This window comes from Variovorax sp. LjRoot290, from assembly GCF_964253985.1.
In the GTDB taxonomy this organism is placed as follows: Bacteria; Pseudomonadota; Gammaproteobacteria; order Burkholderiales; family Burkholderiaceae_C; genus Variovorax.
The window spans coordinates 3794751-3811765 of sequence record NZ_CAXURW020000001.1 but is presented as its reverse complement, the minus strand read 5'-3'; the positions used below and the strand labels follow the sequence as shown (position 1 = coordinate 3811765).

Here is a 17015-nt window from a genome sequence, read left to right as displayed (position 1 = left end):
GCATGGATCGTTTCTGGATCGTTGTCATGGGGGTCTCGGGCTGCGGCAAGTCGAGCCTGGGTGCGGCGCTGGCCGCCGAGTTCACATTGCCGCTGATCGAGGGCGATGACTTTCATCCGCCGGCCAATGTCGAGAAGATGCGCGCCGGCATTGCGCTCGCCGATGCCGACCGCACCGGCTGGCTGGCCACGCTGGGTCGGGAACTCGCCGGCCACCGGCAGGGTGCGGTGCTGACCTGCTCGGCGCTCAAGCGCGACTACCGCGAGCGGCTGCGCGCCGCGGCCCCGGGGCTGCGCTTCGTGTTCATGGATCTGTCACGCGAGGAGGCCGAACGCCGTGTCGCGGCGCGCGCGGCGGAGCACATGTTCCCGGCCAGCCTGGTCGCCAATCAGTTCGCGACCCTCGAATCGCCGGTCGGGGAGCCGGGGGTACTGGCCGTCGATGCGTCGGCGCCGCTGGACCGGCTCGTGGAGCAGGTCCGGGCCTGGCTGCAGCAGGATCAGCGCGCCGGCGGCGTGAGCCCCAGCGCCTCGTAAACGCGGATCGCCGCGTAGGCATCGTTGGCCGCGTAGCGCAGCTGCGCATCGGTCAGCTGCTTGTGGGCCCAGTTCGAGGTGGTGGCCTTGCGCGACTTCACGAAGCGGCGGTCGAACACCAGCGCCACGGCCGTCTTCACGCCGACCGACTTTCGGTAGCCGCGGCGGCGGAACTCGGTGTCCAGATCGAAGACGGCCTGCGGCTCGATGCCGAAGCGCTGCCGGATCAGGCTCAGGTCGGAAGAGAGGCCGAAGCCGACCTTGGTCAGTTCGGTCGAGGCGAGCAGCCCGGCCAGGACCTCGTGGAACTCGCTGCGGTGCAGCTGGAAGAGCCAGGCCGCATCGCGCGTCGCGAACTGCAGCACGTGCGGGCCGCCCGAGACCTCGAACTTCGCGAAGGTTGGCTTGGATTCGGTATCGAAGCCGACCACGCCGCTGGCTCGCAGCGCCGCGACGGCCTGTTCGGCCTTTTGCGTCGTGTCGACCACGTGGATCTGCTGCAGGCCCAGGCCTTCGAAGACTTCGAGCAGCGCGATCTGCTCGCGTTCGGGCAGCGGGGGCGGCATTCCGGTCATGGTGCTTTCGATCGTTTCTTTGGCGCGGTGCCGGATCGCAAGGCGGCTTCCCAGGCGCGCCGGGCCCACAGCGCGGCCTCGTCGCGGTCGTCGAACACCTCGGCCGGCGCTTCCCGGTAGGACGTCTGCATGGTCTTCCCGTTCCTCGTGTATTCGAAAGCCGGCAATCGCAGCCGGTCGAAATGCGCGACGCTTTGCGGGTCGGCCTTGAGGTAGAGCGTGTCGCGCGCCACCAGCGCGAACATGCGCCCCTCGTGGTAGATGCCGTGGCCGCCGAACATGCGCCTGGCTTCGATGCGGCCGAAGCGCTCGAAGACCTCGTGCAGACTCCGGACGAACTCGCTCAAGTCAATGCCCCGGCATGGTGGCGCAGGTGGTCCGCCATGAAGCTCTGGATGAAGTAGTAGCCATGGTCGTAGCCGGCGTGTCGGCGCAGTTGGAGCGGCTGGCCCGCTGCGCGACAGGCGGCCTCGAACAGGTGCGGATGCAGCTGTTCTGCCAGGAATTTGTCGGCCAGGCCCTGGTCGACCAGGATGCCGGCCGGGTAGGGCGGTGCGGTCTGCGACTGCATCAGCGCGCAGGCATCGTGGGCGAGCCAGGCGCTGCGCTCGGCGCCGAGGTAGCCGCCGAAAGCCTTCTCGCCCCACGGGCACTGCGTCGGCGCGCAGATCGGCGCAAGGGCCGAGAGCGACTTGAAGCGACCCGGATGCCGCAGCGCCAGGGTGAACGCGCCATGGCCGCCCATCGAGTGGCCGAAGAGGCCGATGCGCTGCCCGTCGATCGGCAGGGCTTGCGCGATCAGCGGCAGCAGTTCATGGACCAGGTAGCTTTCCATGCGCCAGTGCTGCGCCCATGGCGCCTCGGTGGCGTCGAGGTAGAAGCCGGCGCCGATGCCGAAGTCCCAGCTCGCACTCGCGCCGGGCAGGCTCTCGACGGCGGCGCCGCGCGGGCTGGTGTCGGGCGCGATCAACGCCAGGCCCAGCTCGGCGGCCATGCGCTGCGCGCCGGCCTTGACCATGAAGGTCTCCTCGTTGCAGGTCAGGCCCGCGAGGTACATCAGGGCCGGCACCGGGCCCTGTTCCGCTTGCGGAGGCAGGAACACCGAGAAGCGCATCGGCAGCCCGATTTCGCGCGAGGCGTGCTCGTGAAAGCTTTGCATGCCGCCGAAGCAGCGGTGTTCGGAGAGGGTCTTCAGGCTGTCGGTCATCGGCCGATGTTGCCATGCACGAGATCGCGCACGGCATCGACGAAGGCCTGCGGTTTTTCCTGCGGCAGGTTGTGGCCGGCGCCCTGCACGACGCGGTGCTCGTGCCGGCCGATGAAATGGTGGCCGTGGTCGGCCGTGCCGCCGACCGGCATCACGCCGTCGTCGGTGCCGTCGAAGGTGATGCTCGGCACGCTGATGTCCGGCTGCTCTGCGAGGCGGGCCTCCAGGGCCGCGTACGCCGGGTCGCCGGCCGCCAGGCCATGGCGGTGGCGGTAGGAGTGGATCACGATGTCGACGAAATCGGGGTTGTCGAAGGCCGCCGCGCTGCGCTCGTAGGTCGCGTCGTCGAACTGCCAGATCGGCGACCACATGCGCCACAGCAGCTTGCACAGCGCGCGCCGGTTCTGCGCCAGGCCGGCGCGGCCGCGCTCGGCGTGGAAGTAATACTGGTACCAGTACCGCGCCTCGTTTTCCGGCGAGATGGGCTGCCGCGCCGCCGCGATGTTCTGGATCTTGTAGCTGTTGACCGAGATCAGGCCCGTGCAGCGCTCGGGCCACAGCGCCGCGGCCACGCAGGCCGCGGTTCCGCCCCAGTCGTATCCCGCGAGCACCGCGCGCGGGATGGCCAGCGCATCGAGCAGGTCCCGCACGTCGGCGCCGATCGCGGCCTGCTCGCCCGATCGCGGCGTGCCCGCGTCGGCGAACTGGGTCGGGCCGAAGCCGCGCAGGTAGGGCACGACGACGCGGCAGCCCTCGGCCGCGAGCTGCGGCGCCACCTCGACGTAGGACTGCACGTCGTAGGGAAAGCCGTGCAGCAGCAGCACCGGCGGGCCATCGGCCGGACCGCTTTCGTGGAAGGCGACCTTGAGCACGCCGGCCTGCACGCGGCGCAGGCTGCCCAAAGCGTTTTCATTCATAGAGCACCACGCCCCGGATCGACTCGCCGCGCTTCATCAGGTCGAAGCCCTTGTTGATGTCCTCCAGCGGCATGGTGTGGGTGATCAGGTCGTCGATGTTGATCTTGTTCTCCATGTACCAGTCGACGATCTTCGGCACGTCGGTACGCCCGCGCGCGCCGCCGAAGGCCGAGCCTTCCCACTTGCGGCCGGTGACCAGCTGGAAGGGTCGCGTGCTGATCTCGGCGCCGGCCTCGGCCACGCCGATGATGATGCTGCGGCCCCAGCCCTTGTGCGTGCATTCGAGCGCCTGGCGCATCACCTTCGTGTTGCCGATGCACTCGAAGCTGTAGTCGGCGCCGCCGTCGGTGAGCTGCTGAACAGCATCGACCACGTTCTCGGTGTCCTTGGGGTTGATGAAGTGCGTCATGCCGAACTTGCGCGCCATCGCCTCGCGGGCAGGGTTCAGGTCGACGCCGATGATCTTGTCGGCGCCCACCATCTTCGCGCCCTGGATCACGTTGAGCCCGATGCCGCCGAGGCCGAACACCACCACGTTGGCGCCGGCTTCCACCTTGGCGGTGAAGATCACGGCGCCGATGCCGGTGGTGACGCCGCAGCCGATGTAGCAGACCTTGTCGAAGGGCGCATCCTCACGGATCTTGGCCAGCGAGATCTCGGGCGCGACCGTGTAGTTGCTGAAGGTGCTGGTGCCCATGTAGTGGAAGATGGGCTTGCCGTCCAGGCTGAAGCGGCTGGTGGCGTCGGGCATCAGGCCCTTGCCCTGGGTGCCGCGGATCAGCTGGCACAGGTTGGTCTTGCGCGAGAGGCAGAACTTGCACTGGCGGCATTCGGGCGTGTAGAGCGGAATGACGTGATCGCCTTTCTTGAGCGTCGTGACGCCGGGGCCGACGTCGACCACGATGCCCGCGCCTTCGTGGCCGAGGATGGCCGGGAAGATGCCTTCGGGATCGGCGCCCGAGAGCGTGTAGTAGTCGGTGTGGCAGATGCCGGTGGCCTTGATCTCGACCAGCACCTCGCCGAACTTCGGACCTTCGAGGTCGACGGTTTCGATGGACAGAGGAGCGGCGGATTTCCAGGCGACGGCGGCTTTGGTTTTCATGGGGAGAGCAGGAAGTGGAGAGGCGCGGAGGACGGTCCCCGCGCGTCACTTTATGCCATAGAAGCCCGCCGCGTTCGTGCCCCATACCTGCTCTTGTTCGGATGGCGGGAGGGCTTTGAGCAATTCCCTGGACACGGCCTCCCATTGCAGGTAGTCGCCTGCCAGCTCGAGCACGGGCCAGTCGCTTCCCCACATCAGGCGCGAGGGACCGAAGCAGGCCAGCAGGTGATCGACATAGGGACGCAACGCGTCTGCGTCCCAGCCCGGCCCCGCCTCCGTGGCGAGGCCCGAGAGCTTGCAGCACACCTGCGTCTGCTTGCCGAAACGCGCGATCTGCGTGGCCCAGGGCTCGAAGGCTCCACCAGCGATGTCGGGCTTGGCGGCGTGGTCGATGACCATGCGCAAATTCGGGTGCTGCAGCGCGAAAGCCAGTGCGGCGTCGAGCTGCTGCGGCTTGATCAGGAAGTCCAGGCTGAGATCCAGCTCGGTCATGGTCTCGATGGCAGGCTGCAACTGCGCGCCGAGGATCCAGTTCGGATCGGCGATGTCCTGCAGCATGGGGCGCAATCCCTTGAAGAGCGGCTCCTGCGCGAGGCGGCGGATGCGCTGCGGCGCGTCGGCCGCGTCCAGATCGGTCCAGCCGACGACCGCGCGCACCCGGCTGGCGGGTTGTGCGGCCAGAGCCAGCAGCCGCCAAGTTTCTGCCTCGCTCGGCGCGGCCTGGATCAGCACCGTGCCGTCGATGCCCGCGCGGTCCAGGAGCGGTGCGAGGTCTTCGGGCGAGAAGTCGCGATAGAGCGCGTGCAGCGCCGGCGTGTCCTGCAGCCAGCCGTAGTCACGATGCGCGAGCGACCAGTAATGCTGGTGGGCGTCGATGCGGATCGCCGCCATGGCTCAGTGTTCCCTGGCCAGCGCGTCCCACAGTGCCGCGGGAATGGGCACCTGGCTGTGCGCCACGCTCTGCGTGATCTCCGCGGGGCTGCGCGCACCGACCACCACGGCGGCCGCGCAAGGGCAGGCCAGCGCGAACTGCAGCGCCGCGGCCGGCAGCGCAACGCCGAAGCCTGCGCAGATGCCGGCGAGGCGCTCGACGTGCTCGCGCACGGCGGGTGGCGCAGGCCGGTAGTCGAAGTGCGCATTGGACGTGCTGCCGCTCGCGAGGATGCCGGAGTTGAAGACACCAGCCAGGATCAGGCGGACCTTGCGCGCGACGCACAGCGGAACCAATTCGCGCGCGGCCGAAGCATCGAGCAGGGTGTAGCGGCCGGCCAGCATCATGCAATCGAAGTCGCCCGCGGCCATCGCATCGCGGCACACCTCCCACTCGTTGACGCCGATGCCGATCGCGCCGAGCACGCCTTCGGCGCGCAGGCGGTCGAGCGCGCGGTAGGCGCCTGTCATCGCTTCGCGAAAGCGCTCGGGCTGCTGCTCGCCATGGGTGTGGCGGTCGATGTCGTGGATGAAGGCGATGTCGATGCGCGCCAGGCCCAGGCGCTCCAGGCTCTCTTCGATCGATCGCATCGCGCCGTCGAAGCTGTAGTCGAAGTGCGGCGCGAACGGGAGGCCTTGCACATAGCCGTCGCGCTCCTCGGGCGCGGCCGGGTCGGGACGCAGCAGGCGGCCGACCTTGGTCGACAGTGCGAAGCTGTCGCGCGGCTGCTTCCCGAGCACGCGGCCCAGGCGCTGTTCGCTGAGGCCGTGGCCGTAGAGCGGGGCGGTGTCGAAGTAGCGCAGGCCCTGTCGCCAGGCTTCCTCGATGGTGCGCTCGGCGCTTTCGTCGTCGAGCGGCGCAAAGAGATTGCCCAGCGGCGCGCCGCCCAGACCCAGGCGCAGCGGGCCGGCGAGTCGTTCGAAAAGGGTGTCGTTCACGCCTGCATTCTCGGCGGTAGCTGCCCTGGCGAACACCTGCTACAAACGGGCCATGAAAAAGATCCTCGTCCTCAACGGTCCCAATCTCAACCTGCTCGGAACGCGCGAGCCCGCGCAGTACGGCTACGAAACCCTGGCCGACGTCGAGCGCATGTGCCAGGAGGCGGGCGCGAAGCTCGGCGTCGAGATCGAGTGCCGCCAATCGAACCACGAAGGCCAGCTGATCGACTGGATCCACGAGGCCGGCCGAGAGGTTGCCGCCGGCCGCATGTTCGGCGTGGTGATGAATCCCGGCGCCTACACCCACACCTCGATCGCGCTGCACGATGCGATCAAGGGCGCGAGCGTGCCGCTGGTCGAGCTGCACATCTCGAACGTGCATGCGCGCGAGGAATTTCGCCACCATTCCTACATCTCGCCGGCGGCGCGCGGCATCATCGTCGGCTTCGGCGTCAAGGGCTATCCGCTCGCGATCGAAGCGCTGGTGCGCGTGAGCGAAGCGGCGTAGTCGCCGATGCCAGTGTCTCCGGGGCTTTTCGCCGGCGCCGACGGCACGCTGCGCTGCCGCTGGTGCGAATCCACGCCGGCCTACCAGCACTACCACGACAAGGAATGGGGCTTCCCGGTCACGGACGACCGGCGGTTGTTCGAGAAGCTGTGCCTCGAGGGTTTCCAGGCCGGGCTGAGCTGGCTCACCATCCTCAACAAGCGCGAAGCCTTCCGGCGCGGCTTCGCCGAGTTCGATGCCGAGCGCGTCGCGCGCTTCGGCCCCAAGGATGTGGAACGGCTGCTCGGGGATGCAGGCATCGTGCGGCACCGCGGCAAGATCGAGTCGGCCATCAACAACGCGCAACGCGTGCTGGAGCTGCGCGAGGAATTCGGTTCGCTGGCGGCCTACGCATGGGGCTTCGAGCCCGACCCGGCATCGCGGCCGCGCCGCATCACGCAGAAAGCCTTGCAGGCCATGAGCACGTCGCCCGAATCGGTGGCGATGTCGAAGGACCTGAAGAAGAGGGGCTGGAGCTTCGTCGGCCCGACGACGGTCTACGCCTTCATGCAGGCCATGGGGCTGGTCAACGACCACGTCGAGGATTGCCACGCGCGCGAACTGGCGCTGGCGGCGCGCGCGAAGCTTCGGATGCCGCGCCCTAGGTAGCTTGCGGGCCGGCCACTTTCCGGTGGTTCACCCGGCCCTGGCTGTCGACGCTCTCGAGATGCACGTCGAAGCCCCAGAGGCGGGCGACATGCTTGAGCACCTCCTGCGCATCGTCGTGCAGCGGGCGGTCGTTGTGCTGCGTGTGGCGCAGCGTGAGCGCGCGGTCGCCGCGCAGGTTGACGCTCCAGACCTGGATGTTGGGCTCGCGGTGGTTGAGGTCGTACTGGCGCGACAGCGATTCGCGCAGCTGGCGGTAGCCGCTGTCGTCGTGGATGGCCGACACCTCGAGCTCGGGCTCGCCCTCCTTGTCGCGGATCGCGAAAAAGCGGAAGTCGCGCATCAATTTGGGCGAAAGGAATTGGCCGACGAAGCTCTCGTCCTTGAAATTGCGCATGGCGTAATCCAGCGATGTCAGCCACGGCGAGCCGGCCATGTCGGGGAACCAGCGCTTGTCTTCCTCGGTCGGGTTTTCGCAAATGCGCCGCAGGTCGGTGTACATCGCAAAACCCAGCGCATAGGGATTGATGCCGCTGTAGGCGCGGTGGCCGACCGGCGGCTGAAACACCACATTGGTGTGCGACTGCAGCCACTCCATCATGAAACCGTCGGCCAAAAGGCCTTCGTCGTACAGCGTATTGAGCAGGGTGTAGTGCCAGAAGGTGGCCCAGCCCTCGTTCATGACCTGCGTCTGGCGCTGCGGATAGAAGTACTGCCCGATTTTGCGCACGATACGCACCACTTCGCGTTGCCAGGGGTCCAACAATGGTGCATTTTTCTCGATGAAATAGAGCAGGTTCTCCTGTGGCTCGGACGGAAAGCGCTTGGCGGCCTCTTCGTCCTCGGCGCTGCGCCCGCTTTTCCGGGGCAGGGTGCGCCAGAGGTCGTTGACCTGCTGCTGGAGATGGTGCTCGCGTTCCTCGCGGCGCACCTGTTCCTGGTTCAGCGACAGTTTCTGCGGGCGGCGATAGCGGTCCACGCCATGGTTCATCAGCGCGTGGCAGGAGTCGAGCAGGTCTTCGACGGCCGCCACGCCATGGCGCTCCTCGCATTCGCTGATGTAGTTCCTGGCGTAGACCAGGTAGTCGATGATGGACGAGGCGTCCGTCCACATCTTGAAGAGGTAGTTGCCCTTGAAGAAGCTGTTGTGGCCGTAGGCGGCATGGGCGATCACCAGGGCCTGCATCGCCATGGTGTTCTCTTCCATCAGGTAGGCGATGCAGGGGTCGGAGTTGATGACGATTTCATAGGCCAGGCCCATGTGGCCGCGACGGTAGTTCTTTTCGGTCGAGATGAACTGCTTGCCGTAGGACCAGTGGCGGTAGATGACCGGCATGCCCACCGAGGCGTAGGCGTCCATCATCTGCTCGGCCGTGATGATCTCGAGCTGGTTGGCGTAGGTGTCGAGCTTGTAACCGCGCGCCACGCGGGCGATCTCGCCGTGGTAGCGCTCGATCAGTTCGAAGGTCCAGTCCGAGGGGCTGGGCAGGGGCTCTCGTTTCTTTGCGTTCACGCCGGCACCCCCTCTTTCTTGAACAGGTCGCGGAACACCGGGTAGATGTCCTGCGCATCGGCCACCTTGCGCATCGCGAAGTTCTTGTGGGTTTCGACCAGCTGGCTGTATTCCTCCCACATGTTCTGCTCGGCGTCGGCGACCTGCACGTAGGCGTAGTAGCGCACCAGCGGCAGCAGATGATCGGTCAGCAGCTCGCGGCAGCGGCCGCTGTCCTGGTGCCAGTTGTCGCCGTCGCTGGCCTGGGCGCCGTAGATGTTCCATTCGTTGCTCGGGAACCGCGCGCGGACGATCTCGTGCATCAGCGTCAGCGCGCTGGAAACCACGGTGCCGCCGGTTTCGGTGGCATGGAAGAACTCCTCTTCGCTCACCTCGCTGGCCTGGGTGTGGTGGCGGATGAACACCAGTTCGATCTTCTCGTAGTGCCGGGTCAGGAACAGGTACAGCAGCATGAAGAAGCGCTTCGACATGTCCTTGCGCGCTTCGTCCATCGAGCCCGACACGTCCATCAGGCAGAACATCACCGCCTTGGCCGAGGGCACCGGCACCCTGACGCGGTTGCGGTAGCGCAGGTCGATCGGGTCCAGGTAGGGCACGTGCTTGGCCTTGGCGCGAAGCTCCTCGAGCAGGGCTTCGGTTTCGCGGATCTCGCGCTGCACCAGCGCATCCGCCGCGCGCGGGCTGCGCTTGAGGTGCAGCAGGTGCGCCTCGAGTTCGCGGATCTCGCGCCGCGGGGCGCCGCCGAGCGCGATGCGCCGCGCCAGCGCGCCGCGCATGGAGCGCACGACGTGCAGGTTGGTGGGCATGCCGTCGCTGGTGAAGCCGGCGCGGTGGGTCTTCCATTCCGGCACCTCGGCCAGCTGGGTGCGGATCAGGTGGGGCAGGGCGAGGTCCTCGAAGAAGACCCGCATGAACTCTTCCTTGGTGAGGCGGAAGACGAAGTCGTCTTCGCCGCCTTCGCCATCGCCGGCCTGCGAGCCGCTGCCCGCGCCGCCGCCGCCCTGCTGCGGCCGCTCGATGCGGTCGCCCTTGACGTACTCGCGATTGCCGGGATGCACGTACTCGCGGTCGCCGCCCTGGCCATGGCCGAACACTGGCTCGGAGACATCGCGCTTGGGCAAGGTGATGTCCTCGCCCTGCTCGAGATCGCGAATGCTGCGGCCGCTGACGGCGCGCCGCACGGCTTCGCCGATCTGCTCGCGATAACGCCGCAGGAAACGCTCGCGGTTGCCGATGGACTTGTTCTTCCCCGACAGACGGCGGTCGATGATCTGCTGCAGCATGGCCACGGCAGGAACTCCTTTCAGCTCATCATGAGCTCTTGCGAACGCGCAGATACCACTCGCACAACAGGCGGACCTGCTTGGCGGTGTAACCCTTCTGCACCATGCGGTTGACGAAATCCTCGTGCTTCTTCAGCTCGTCGGCACTGCTCTTGGCATTGAAGCTGATGACGGGCAGGAGCTCTTCGGTGTTGGAGAACATCTTCTTCTCGATCACCGTGCGCAGCTTCTCGTAGCTGGTCCATAGCGGGTTTTTGCCCGCGTTGCCGGCGCGCGCGCGCAGCACGAAGTTGACGATCTCGTTGCGGAAGTCCTTGGGATTGCTGATGCCCGCGGGCTTTTCGATCTTCTCGAGCTCGGCGTTGAGCGAGCCGCGGTCGAAGACTTCGCCGGTGTCCTGGTCGCGGTACTCCTGGTCCTGGATCCAGTAGTCGGCGTAGGTCACGTAGCGATCGAAGATGTTCTGGCCGTACTCGGAGTAGCTTTCCAGGTAGGCGGTCTGGATCTCCTTGCCGATGAACTCCGCATAGCGCGGCGCCATCAGCTCCTTGATGTAGGAGAGGTACTTCTGCTCGGTCTCGGGCGCGAACTGCTCGCGCTCGATCTGCTGTTCGAGCACATACATGAGGTGCACCGGATTGGCGGCAACCTCGCTGCTGTCGAAGTTGAAGACCTTGGAGATGATCTTGAACGCGAAGCGGGTCGATACGCCGCTCATGCCCTCGTCGACGCCGGCGTAGTCGCGGTACTCCTGGATCGACTTGGCCTTGGGATCGGTGTCCTTGAGGTTGTCGCCGTCGTAGACCTGCATCTTGCTGAAGATGCTGGAGTTCTCCGGCTCCTTGAGCCGCGTCAGCACCGAGAACTGGGCCATCATGCGCATCGTTCCGGGCGCGCAGGGCGCCAGCGAGAGCGAGGAGTTGCGCACCAGCTTCTCGTAGATCTTGATCTCTTCGGAGACGCGCAGGCAGTACGGCACCTTGACGATGTAGATTCGGTCGAGGAAAGCCTCGTTGTTCTTGTTGTTGCGGAAGGCCTTCCATTCGCTTTCGTTGCTGTGGGCCAGCACGATGCCGTCGAAGGGAATGGCGCCGAAGCCTTCGGTGCCCTTGAAGTTGCCTTCCTGCGTGGCGGTCAGGAGCGGATGCAGCACCTTGATGGGCGCCTTGAACATCTCGACGAATTCCAGCAGGCCCTGGTTGGCCAGGCACAGGCCGCCGGAGTAGGCGTAGGCGTCGGGGTCGTCCTGCGCGAAGGTCTCGAGCTTGCGGATGTCGATCTTGCCGACCAGCGAGGAGATGTCCTGGTTGTTCTCGTCGCCCGGCTCGGTCTTGGCCACGGCGATCTGCCGCAGCACCGAGGGATAGCGCTTGACGATCTGGAACTGCCGGATGTCGCCGCCGTACTCCTCGAGCCGCTTCACGGCCCAGGGCGACAGGATGCGCTGCAGGTAGCGGCGCGGGATGCCGTATTCCTTCTCGAGGATCTCCCCGTCTTCCGCGGCGTCGAAGAGACCGAGCGGCGACTCGTTGACCGGCGATCCCTTGATCGAATAGAAGGGCACCTGCTCCATCAGCTGCTTCAGGCGCTCCGCGATCGAGCTCTTGCCCCCGCCGACGGGACCGAGCAGGTAGAGGATCTGTTTCTTCTCTTCCAGGCCCTGTGCGGCGTGCCGGAAGTACGAGACCACCTGCTCGATTGCATCTTCCATGCCATAGAACTCCCTGAACGCAGGGTAGATCTTGATGACCTTGTTGGCGAAGATGCGCGACAGGCGCGGGTCGTTGCGCGTGTCGACCAACTCGGGTTCCCCGATCGCCTGGAGCATGCGCTCGGCGGCCGTCGCGTAAGCCCCGGGCTCGCGCTTGCAGATCTCAAGATATTCCTGCAGGGACAGGACCTCTTCGCGGGTCCGCTCGTAGCGGGCGGCGAAGTTACTGACGACATCCATAGACACCTCCATCGAGTCAGCGGGGCGCTGCCCGGAGTTTCCGTGCTGCACACGTTGCATCGTTCGCAGGAATGGTGCCAGGTATGGTGTGCACGCTTCGGATTCACTCCTCAAGCAGGAACTTGGTCAAAGCATAGAACAAAGAGCGCGTCCAGCAAATTGCTTTTCAAATAAGAATTGGCGCGTTGTTTAAAAGTTCCAACGAGAAACCGGAAGCATTAGTCAGATCGACCGAAAAATGTGTGACGCGCGAAGTCGGCCCGGGGCAGGCTCTTCGTCGATCGTGCACGCAGGTTCTTTTCATATGCCTTGAAACAGCAGTCGGGATACAACGCCCCGCCCTTGGTTATAGGCTACGCGCGACGTGAAAGCATCAGTAGTAGGCCGGTTGCTCGAACGGCCGCGAGGAAAACAGCCTGCCGCTACTCGACCTTGCCGATCTTCCGGACGGCCTCGGTCATCATGGCGGCATCGGCGTTCCAGTACGACTGGAACTCCGGAGCGTCGAGGTAGGCGATGGGACTGCCCGCCTTCTCGATGACCTGCGCCACCGCCGGGTCCGCGGCGGCCTTGGCCGAGGCCGCGCGCAGCCGCCGCACGATGTCGTCCGGCGTGGCGGCGGGAACGAAAAGTCCCGACCACTGCGCGAACTTCACCCTGAACCCCGACTGCTCGAAGCTCGGTATCTCGGGCAGCGCAGCCAACGGGCGCTCGCCCCAGTGCGCGAGTGCGCGCAGCTTGCCGGCCTTGATCTGCTGGACCACGGTCGACGGTCCGCTCGCGACCGCATCGACCTGCCCCGCGAGCAGCGCGACCACGGCGGGCCCCGCGCCGGTGTAGGGGATGTGGGTCATGCGGAAGCCGGCCGCATTCTTCAGCATCTCCATCGGCACGTGCATCGTGCCGTAGTTGCCCGAGCTGCCGTAGTTGTAAGCGCCGGGCTTGGCGCGCGCGTCGGCGATGAACTCCGCCAGCGTCTTCCACGGCGCGTCCGCGCGCACGACCAGGACCGTCGGATCGGCGGTGAAGCGCGCGATCGGCTTGAACTGGCTCGTCTGGTAGGCAGGCTTGCGCTCGAGGATGGCGTCGGCCTCCGGCAGGATGGAGATCGAGGACAGGCTCAGCAGCACGGTGTAGCCGTCGGCTGGTGCGCGGGCCGCGAAGCCGATCCCTACCGCGCCGCCTGCGCCGGCCTTGTTCTCGACGATCACGGATTGTTTCAGTTCGCGCGACAAGGCCTCGGCCACGGGCCGTGCCACCGTGTCCGCAACGCCGCCCGGCGGAAAAGGCACGACCATCGTGATCGGCTTGTCGGGCCAGCCTGGCTGCGCGATCGCCGCCATGGCCGTGGCGCAGCAGGCGGCCGCGAGGAACGCGGCGCGCAGCAGCGCGTGTGGGTATGCATGCATGAGCTTGTCTCCATTTGTTGTAATGGGTACGTCCGCTTTCAGGCGAAGCGGTTTTCCAGCGTGCCGAGCCCGTCGATCTCGATGCGTACCGTGTCGCCTGCCTTCAGGTACTGCGGCGGCGACAGTCCCATGCCGACGCCGGCCGGCGTGCCGGTGGCGATCACGTCGCCGGGATACAGGGAGATGCCGCGCGAACAAGTCTCGATCAGCGACGGAATGTCGAAGATGAAGTCGGTGGTCCGCGCATCCTGGCGGAGCTCGCCGTTGACCCAGCAGCGCACGCGGGTGCGCGTGCCGTCCAGCGTGTCGGCGCTCACGATCCAGGGCCCCATGGGGCAGAAGGTGTCGAAAGACTTGCCCAGGTCCCATTGCTGGTGGCGCATCTGCACGTCGCGCGCGGTGACATCGTTGACGATGGTGTAACCGAACACGTGCGACAGCGCCTCGTCGCGCGCGATGTTGCGGCCGCCCTTGCCGATGACCACGGCCAGCTCGGCTTCGTAATCGATCTGCGCCGACACCGACTCGCCCGGCAGCCGGACCTCGTCCTCTGGCCCGATCACGCATTCCGGCACCTTGGTGAACACGATCGGCCAGGCATCGGCTTTGGCCGTGTTGTTCCTGAAGACCGAGCCCGACAGCTCCTGGGCGTGCGCGTGGTAGTTGCGTCCCACGCAGAAGATGTTGCGGCGCGGCAGAGGCAGGGGGGCTTGGAGCCTTACTTTGCTCAGGGCAAGCGGCGCACCCGCAGGAGGCAAGGCCGCGCCGGAGGCTCGGTCTTCGATCAGGGACAGTGCGCCGCGTTGCACTTGGGCGTCGCTGAGTTCGAGCGGACTGACAGTCGCTCCGTCTTCCGAGACCAGGCCGACCTGGCGCCGGCCTTGATATTGATAGGTGGCAATGCGCAAAATGATCTCCTTATGGAGACCAAATGCTACCAATCGAGTACCAAGTGCACAATAGCGTCGCGCGCGCCGCGGTTGATACGATCGGCGCACTCCTCCATTTCATCCACCCAGCTTCGCGACCGTGTACAGCGCCCTGACCCTGCGGGAAGCCATTCTCGAAAACCTGAAATCGCGCACCTGGCGAGCCGGCCATCGCCTGCCGACCGAGCGCGAACTGTGCGGGCAGTTCGGGCTCAGCCGCGGGGCGGTGCGCCGCGTGCTGGCGGACCTGAAGGGGCGGGGCTTGATCACCCAGACGGTGGGCAGCGGGACCTATGTCAGCGAAGCGGTTGCGCAGGCGCTCGCGGAGCTCAGCCATGGCGAGTCGCCGCTCGCGACCAGTCCTGCCGAACTGATGAGCGCGCGCCTGGTGCTCGAGCCCGCGATCATCGCGATGGTGGTCGGCAATGCCACGGCCGCCGATTTCGCCCGGATGGAAGAGTGCTGCGACAGGGGCGAGGCGGCCGCGAGCCTCGAGGAATTCGAGCTATGGGACGGCAGGCTGCACGAGGCCATCGCCGGCGCCGCCCACAACGCCTTCATCTCGGCCGTGTTCCAGCGCATGAACGAGGTGCGCGCGCAAAGCGAGTGGGGGATGCTCAAGCGCCGCAGCGCGACGCCGGAGCGTCGGCTCGACTACCAGCGCGAGCATCGCGAGCTGGTCGCCGCGCTCAAGGACCGCGACGGCGCGCGCGCCGTGCAGCTCTGCCTGGAGCACCTGACGCACGTGCGTCGCAACCTGCTGGGGTACTGAGGGCCCGGACAAACCCGGCCTCGCATTGACCCGCTCGCCGGCGGCCGCTATTCTGGTTTTCAATTGGCACTGTTTGGTACCAATTCGTACCAATCCTTGGAGAAGGCCGTGAAAAGACTTGCCGCAGGCTGGCTGTTCAAGAAGACGGTCTGGAGGTACGTCGCCGCGGCACTGCTCCTCGTGATCGCGCCGTGGACAGCGGCCCAGGATTACCCCTCGCGCCCCGTGCGCATCGTCGTTCCCTTCGCTGCCGGCGGGCCCGCCGACGTTTACGCGCGCTTCATCGCCACGCGGCTCCAGGAAGCGCTCGGCCAGGGTTTCGTGGTGGACAACCGGCCCGGTGCGGGCTCGGTGATCGGCACCGATGCCGTGGCCAAGAGCCCGGCGGACGGCTACACGCTGCTGTTGATGTCCAACGCGCACACGGTCAACGAGTCGCTGATCCCGAACAAGCCCTTTCAGCTGATGCGCGACTTCCTGCCGGTTGCGGCGCTCAACTATTCCGACCTCGTGCTCGTCACCCGCAGCGGCTTGCCGGTGAACGATCTGGCCCAGCTGATCGCGCTGGCGAAGTCGAAGCCCGGTGCCTTGTCCTATGCGTCGTCGGGGCCCGGGACGCCGTATCACATGGCCGGCGAACTCTTCAAGGCGATGGCCGGTGTGTCGATCCTGCACATTCCCTACCGCGGTAGCGCCGGCGCGCGCACCGATGTGCTGGGCGGCCAGGTCGACATGATGTTCGACGCCGTGCCGACGATGGTGGAGCATGCGCGCGCCGGCAAGGTGAAGGCGATCGCCACCACGGGGTTGACGCGCTCCGCCGTGACGCCCGAAGTACCGACCGTCGCCGAGGCCGGCGTTCCGCGGTACGAGGCGACCATCTGGCTCGGCCTGATGGCACCCCGGGGCACGCCTGCAGCCGTCGTCGATCGGCTGAATGCCGAGGTCGTGAAGATCGTGTCCAACCCCGAGGTCGTGCGCGCGTGGAAGGCGCAGGGTGCGACGCCGATGGCCATGAACCCGGTGGAGTTCACCCGCTACATGAACGAAGACATCGAGAAATGGGCCCACATCGTGAAGATCTCCGGCGCCAAGGCCGACCAATGAACCTTCTTTGCGCGGGCGCCGCGCAGGGCCTGGTCAAGGCCTTGCAGGATGCGTTTTTCGAGGCCACGGGCGAAAAGGTGGAAGGCCGTTTCGGCGCCGTCGGTGCGATGAAGGAGGCGCTGCTGGCGGGCGAGCCCTGCGACGTGATGATCGTCACCGCGTCGATGGTCGTGGCACTTCAGGCCGACGGCCGGCTGGTGCCGGGCAGCGAAGCGGCGCTGGGGCGCGTGCGCACCGGCGTCGCCGCGCGAAGCGGCGAGCCGCTGCCCGCCATCGCGACGCCCGAGGCGCTGAAGGCCAGCCTGCTCGCGGCCACCGCCATCTATTTCCCCGACGCCGAGCGCTCGACCGCGGGCATCCATTTCGCCTCGGTGCTGGCCAGGCTGGGGATCGCGGACATCGTGTCACCGCGCCTTCGCACCTTCCCGAACGGCGCGACGGCGATGCGCGCACTGGCTGCGGCGCCGGAGCCGGGCGCCATCGGCTGCACGCAGATCACGGAGATCAACTACACGCCCGGGATCGCGCTGGTGGGCGCCTTGCCCGAAGCCTTCGAACTCGCGACCGTCTACACCGCGGCGGCGAGCGTCAACGCCGTTGAGCCCGAGTCGGCCCGGCGCTTCGTCGAATGGATCGCGGGGCCCCGCTCGCGCGCGCTGCGGGAGCAGGGCGGCTTCGAACCTTAGGCTCGA

General features: G+C 66.6%; 18 protein-coding genes. 6 read left to right on the top strand and 12 right to left on the bottom strand.

All coding sequences use genetic code 11. From position 1 onward, the window contains the following. Positions 1-2 precede the first annotated feature (2 nt). The gene (locus ACSQ9A_RS18910) at positions 3-536 is read left to right on the top strand and encodes a gluconokinase (RefSeq protein ID WP_436304731.1); all 534 of its coding nucleotides are present in this window, start codon (positions 3-5) and stop codon (positions 534-536) included. Here ACSQ9A_RS18910 and ACSQ9A_RS18905 read toward each other — a convergent pair. Genes ACSQ9A_RS18905 through ACSQ9A_RS18875 form a run of 7 tightly spaced genes read right to left on the bottom strand, consistent with a single transcriptional unit; the run spans position 500 to position 6206 of the window. Continuing rightward, a complete protein-coding gene (locus tag ACSQ9A_RS18905; protein ID WP_436291032.1) occupies positions 500-1111 on the bottom strand; it encodes a 3'-5' exonuclease in 612 nt (203 codons plus the stop codon). The genes ACSQ9A_RS18910 and ACSQ9A_RS18905 overlap by 37 nt on opposite strands. Next, positions 1108-1458, bottom strand: a complete 351-nt coding sequence (locus ACSQ9A_RS18900) for a TfoX/Sxy family protein (protein ID WP_093103176.1) — start codon at positions 1456-1458, stop codon at positions 1108-1110. Before ACSQ9A_RS18900 ends, ACSQ9A_RS18905 begins: the two co-directional genes overlap by 4 nt. After that, positions 1455-2318, bottom strand: coding sequence for an S-formylglutathione hydrolase (gene fghA / locus ACSQ9A_RS18895; protein WP_436304730.1), 864 nt, complete (start codon positions 2316-2318; stop codon positions 1455-1457). Before fghA ends, ACSQ9A_RS18900 begins: the two co-directional genes overlap by 4 nt. After that, complete coding sequence (locus tag ACSQ9A_RS18890) at positions 2315-3235, bottom strand: alpha/beta fold hydrolase (RefSeq protein ID WP_436291035.1); 921 nt, start codon at positions 3233-3235, stop codon at positions 2315-2317. Before ACSQ9A_RS18890 ends, fghA begins: the two co-directional genes overlap by 4 nt. Continuing rightward, positions 3228-4337, bottom strand: coding sequence for an S-(hydroxymethyl)glutathione dehydrogenase/class III alcohol dehydrogenase (locus ACSQ9A_RS18885; protein WP_093103180.1), 1110 nt, complete (start codon positions 4335-4337; stop codon positions 3228-3230). The genes ACSQ9A_RS18890 and ACSQ9A_RS18885 overlap by 8 nt, the downstream gene beginning before the upstream one ends. Positions 4338-4382: 45 nt before the next feature. Next, the gene (locus tag ACSQ9A_RS18880) at positions 4383-5219 is read right to left on the bottom strand and encodes an amidohydrolase family protein (protein WP_436306325.1); all 837 of its coding nucleotides are present in this window, start codon (positions 5217-5219) and stop codon (positions 4383-4385) included. A 12-nt stretch (positions 5220-5231) separates the two neighbouring features. Next, complete coding sequence (locus ACSQ9A_RS18875) at positions 5232-6206, bottom strand: aldo/keto reductase (RefSeq protein ID WP_436304729.1); 975 nt, start codon at positions 6204-6206, stop codon at positions 5232-5234. 52 nt (positions 6207-6258) lie between these two features. On the opposite strand from ACSQ9A_RS18875, the gene aroQ reads away from it, so the two are divergent. Together aroQ and ACSQ9A_RS18865 are read left to right on the top strand one after the other, a co-directional pair. Then, entirely contained in the window at positions 6259-6714 is a 456-nt protein-coding gene (gene aroQ / locus ACSQ9A_RS18870; RefSeq protein ID WP_436291038.1) for a type II 3-dehydroquinate dehydratase, read from the top strand. 6 nt (positions 6715-6720) lie between these two features. Continuing rightward, positions 6721-7362, top strand: a complete 642-nt coding sequence (locus ACSQ9A_RS18865) for a DNA-3-methyladenine glycosylase I (protein ID WP_436304728.1) — start codon at positions 6721-6723, stop codon at positions 7360-7362. Here ACSQ9A_RS18865 and ACSQ9A_RS18860 read toward each other — a convergent pair. The 5 genes from ACSQ9A_RS18860 to ACSQ9A_RS18840 all read right to left on the bottom strand — a co-directional run bounded on the left by ACSQ9A_RS18860 (position 7355) and on the right by ACSQ9A_RS18840 (position 14423). Next, positions 7355-8983, bottom strand: coding sequence for a SpoVR family protein (locus ACSQ9A_RS18860; RefSeq protein ID WP_436306324.1), 1629 nt, complete (start codon positions 8981-8983; stop codon positions 7355-7357). The genes ACSQ9A_RS18865 and ACSQ9A_RS18860 overlap by 8 nt on opposite strands. Beyond that, positions 8869-10161: a YeaH/YhbH family protein gene (locus ACSQ9A_RS18855; protein WP_093103188.1), complete on the bottom strand. Its 1293-nt coding sequence runs from the start codon at positions 10159-10161 to the stop codon at positions 8869-8871. Before ACSQ9A_RS18855 ends, ACSQ9A_RS18860 begins: the two co-directional genes overlap by 115 nt. A 22-nt stretch (positions 10162-10183) precedes the next feature. Then, entirely contained in the window at positions 10184-12106 is a 1923-nt protein-coding gene (locus ACSQ9A_RS18850) for a PrkA family serine protein kinase (protein ID WP_093103189.1), read from the bottom strand. Positions 12107-12528: 422 nt separating this feature from the next. Then, positions 12529-13515, bottom strand: a complete 987-nt coding sequence (locus tag ACSQ9A_RS18845; protein WP_436296347.1) for a tripartite tricarboxylate transporter substrate binding protein — start codon at positions 13513-13515, stop codon at positions 12529-12531. 38 nt (positions 13516-13553) lie between these two features. Then, positions 13554-14423, bottom strand: coding sequence for a fumarylacetoacetate hydrolase family protein (locus tag ACSQ9A_RS18840; protein WP_093103192.1), 870 nt, complete (start codon positions 14421-14423; stop codon positions 13554-13556). Between the two features lie 121 nt (positions 14424-14544). On the opposite strand from ACSQ9A_RS18840, the gene ACSQ9A_RS18835 reads away from it, so the two are divergent. The 3 genes from ACSQ9A_RS18835 to ACSQ9A_RS18825 all read left to right on the top strand — a co-directional run bounded on the left by ACSQ9A_RS18835 (position 14545) and on the right by ACSQ9A_RS18825 (position 17009). Beyond that, the gene (locus ACSQ9A_RS18835) at positions 14545-15216 is read left to right on the top strand and encodes a FadR/GntR family transcriptional regulator (RefSeq protein WP_436291042.1); all 672 of its coding nucleotides are present in this window, start codon (positions 14545-14547) and stop codon (positions 15214-15216) included. 108 nt (positions 15217-15324) lie between these two features. Then, the gene (locus ACSQ9A_RS18830; RefSeq protein WP_436304727.1) at positions 15325-16323 is read left to right on the top strand and encodes a tripartite tricarboxylate transporter substrate binding protein; all 999 of its coding nucleotides are present in this window, start codon (positions 15325-15327) and stop codon (positions 16321-16323) included. Continuing rightward, positions 16320-17009: a molybdate ABC transporter substrate-binding protein gene (locus ACSQ9A_RS18825; RefSeq protein WP_436304726.1), complete on the top strand. Its 690-nt coding sequence runs from the start codon at positions 16320-16322 to the stop codon at positions 17007-17009. The genes ACSQ9A_RS18830 and ACSQ9A_RS18825 overlap by 4 nt, the downstream gene beginning before the upstream one ends. The last annotated feature ends 6 nt before the right edge of the window (positions 17010-17015 follow it).

Excerpts from the sequence above, each read along its gene's own strand:
- ACSQ9A_RS18885 (WP_093103180.1), bottom strand. The coding sequence starts at position 4,337 with ATGAAAACCAAAGCCGCCGTCGCCTGGAAATCCGCCGCTCCTCTGTCC.
- ACSQ9A_RS18850 (WP_093103189.1), bottom strand. The coding sequence starts at position 12,106 with ATGGATGTCGTCAGTAACTTCGCCGCCCGCTACGAGCGGACCCGCGAA.
- ACSQ9A_RS18845 (WP_436296347.1), bottom strand. The coding sequence starts at position 13,515 with ATGCATGCATACCCACACGCGCTGCTGCGCGCCGCGTTCCTCGCGGCC.
- aroQ (WP_436291038.1), top strand. The coding sequence starts at position 6,259 with ATGAAAAAGATCCTCGTCCTCAACGGTCCCAATCTCAACCTGCTCGGA.
- fghA (WP_436304730.1), bottom strand. The coding sequence starts at position 2,318 with ATGACCGACAGCCTGAAGACCCTCTCCGAACACCGCTGCTTCGGCGGC.
- ACSQ9A_RS18905 (WP_436291032.1), bottom strand. The coding sequence starts at position 1,111 with ATGACCGGAATGCCGCCCCCGCTGCCCGAACGCGAGCAGATCGCGCTG.
- ACSQ9A_RS18910 (WP_436304731.1), top strand. The coding sequence starts at position 3 with ATGGATCGTTTCTGGATCGTTGTCATGGGGGTCTCGGGCTGCGGCAAG.
- ACSQ9A_RS18825 (WP_436304726.1), top strand. The coding sequence starts at position 16,320 with ATGAACCTTCTTTGCGCGGGCGCCGCGCAGGGCCTGGTCAAGGCCTTG.
- ACSQ9A_RS18890 (WP_436291035.1), bottom strand. The coding sequence starts at position 3,235 with ATGAATGAAAACGCTTTGGGCAGCCTGCGCCGCGTGCAGGCCGGCGTG.
- ACSQ9A_RS18865 (WP_436304728.1), top strand. The coding sequence starts at position 6,721 with ATGCCAGTGTCTCCGGGGCTTTTCGCCGGCGCCGACGGCACGCTGCGC.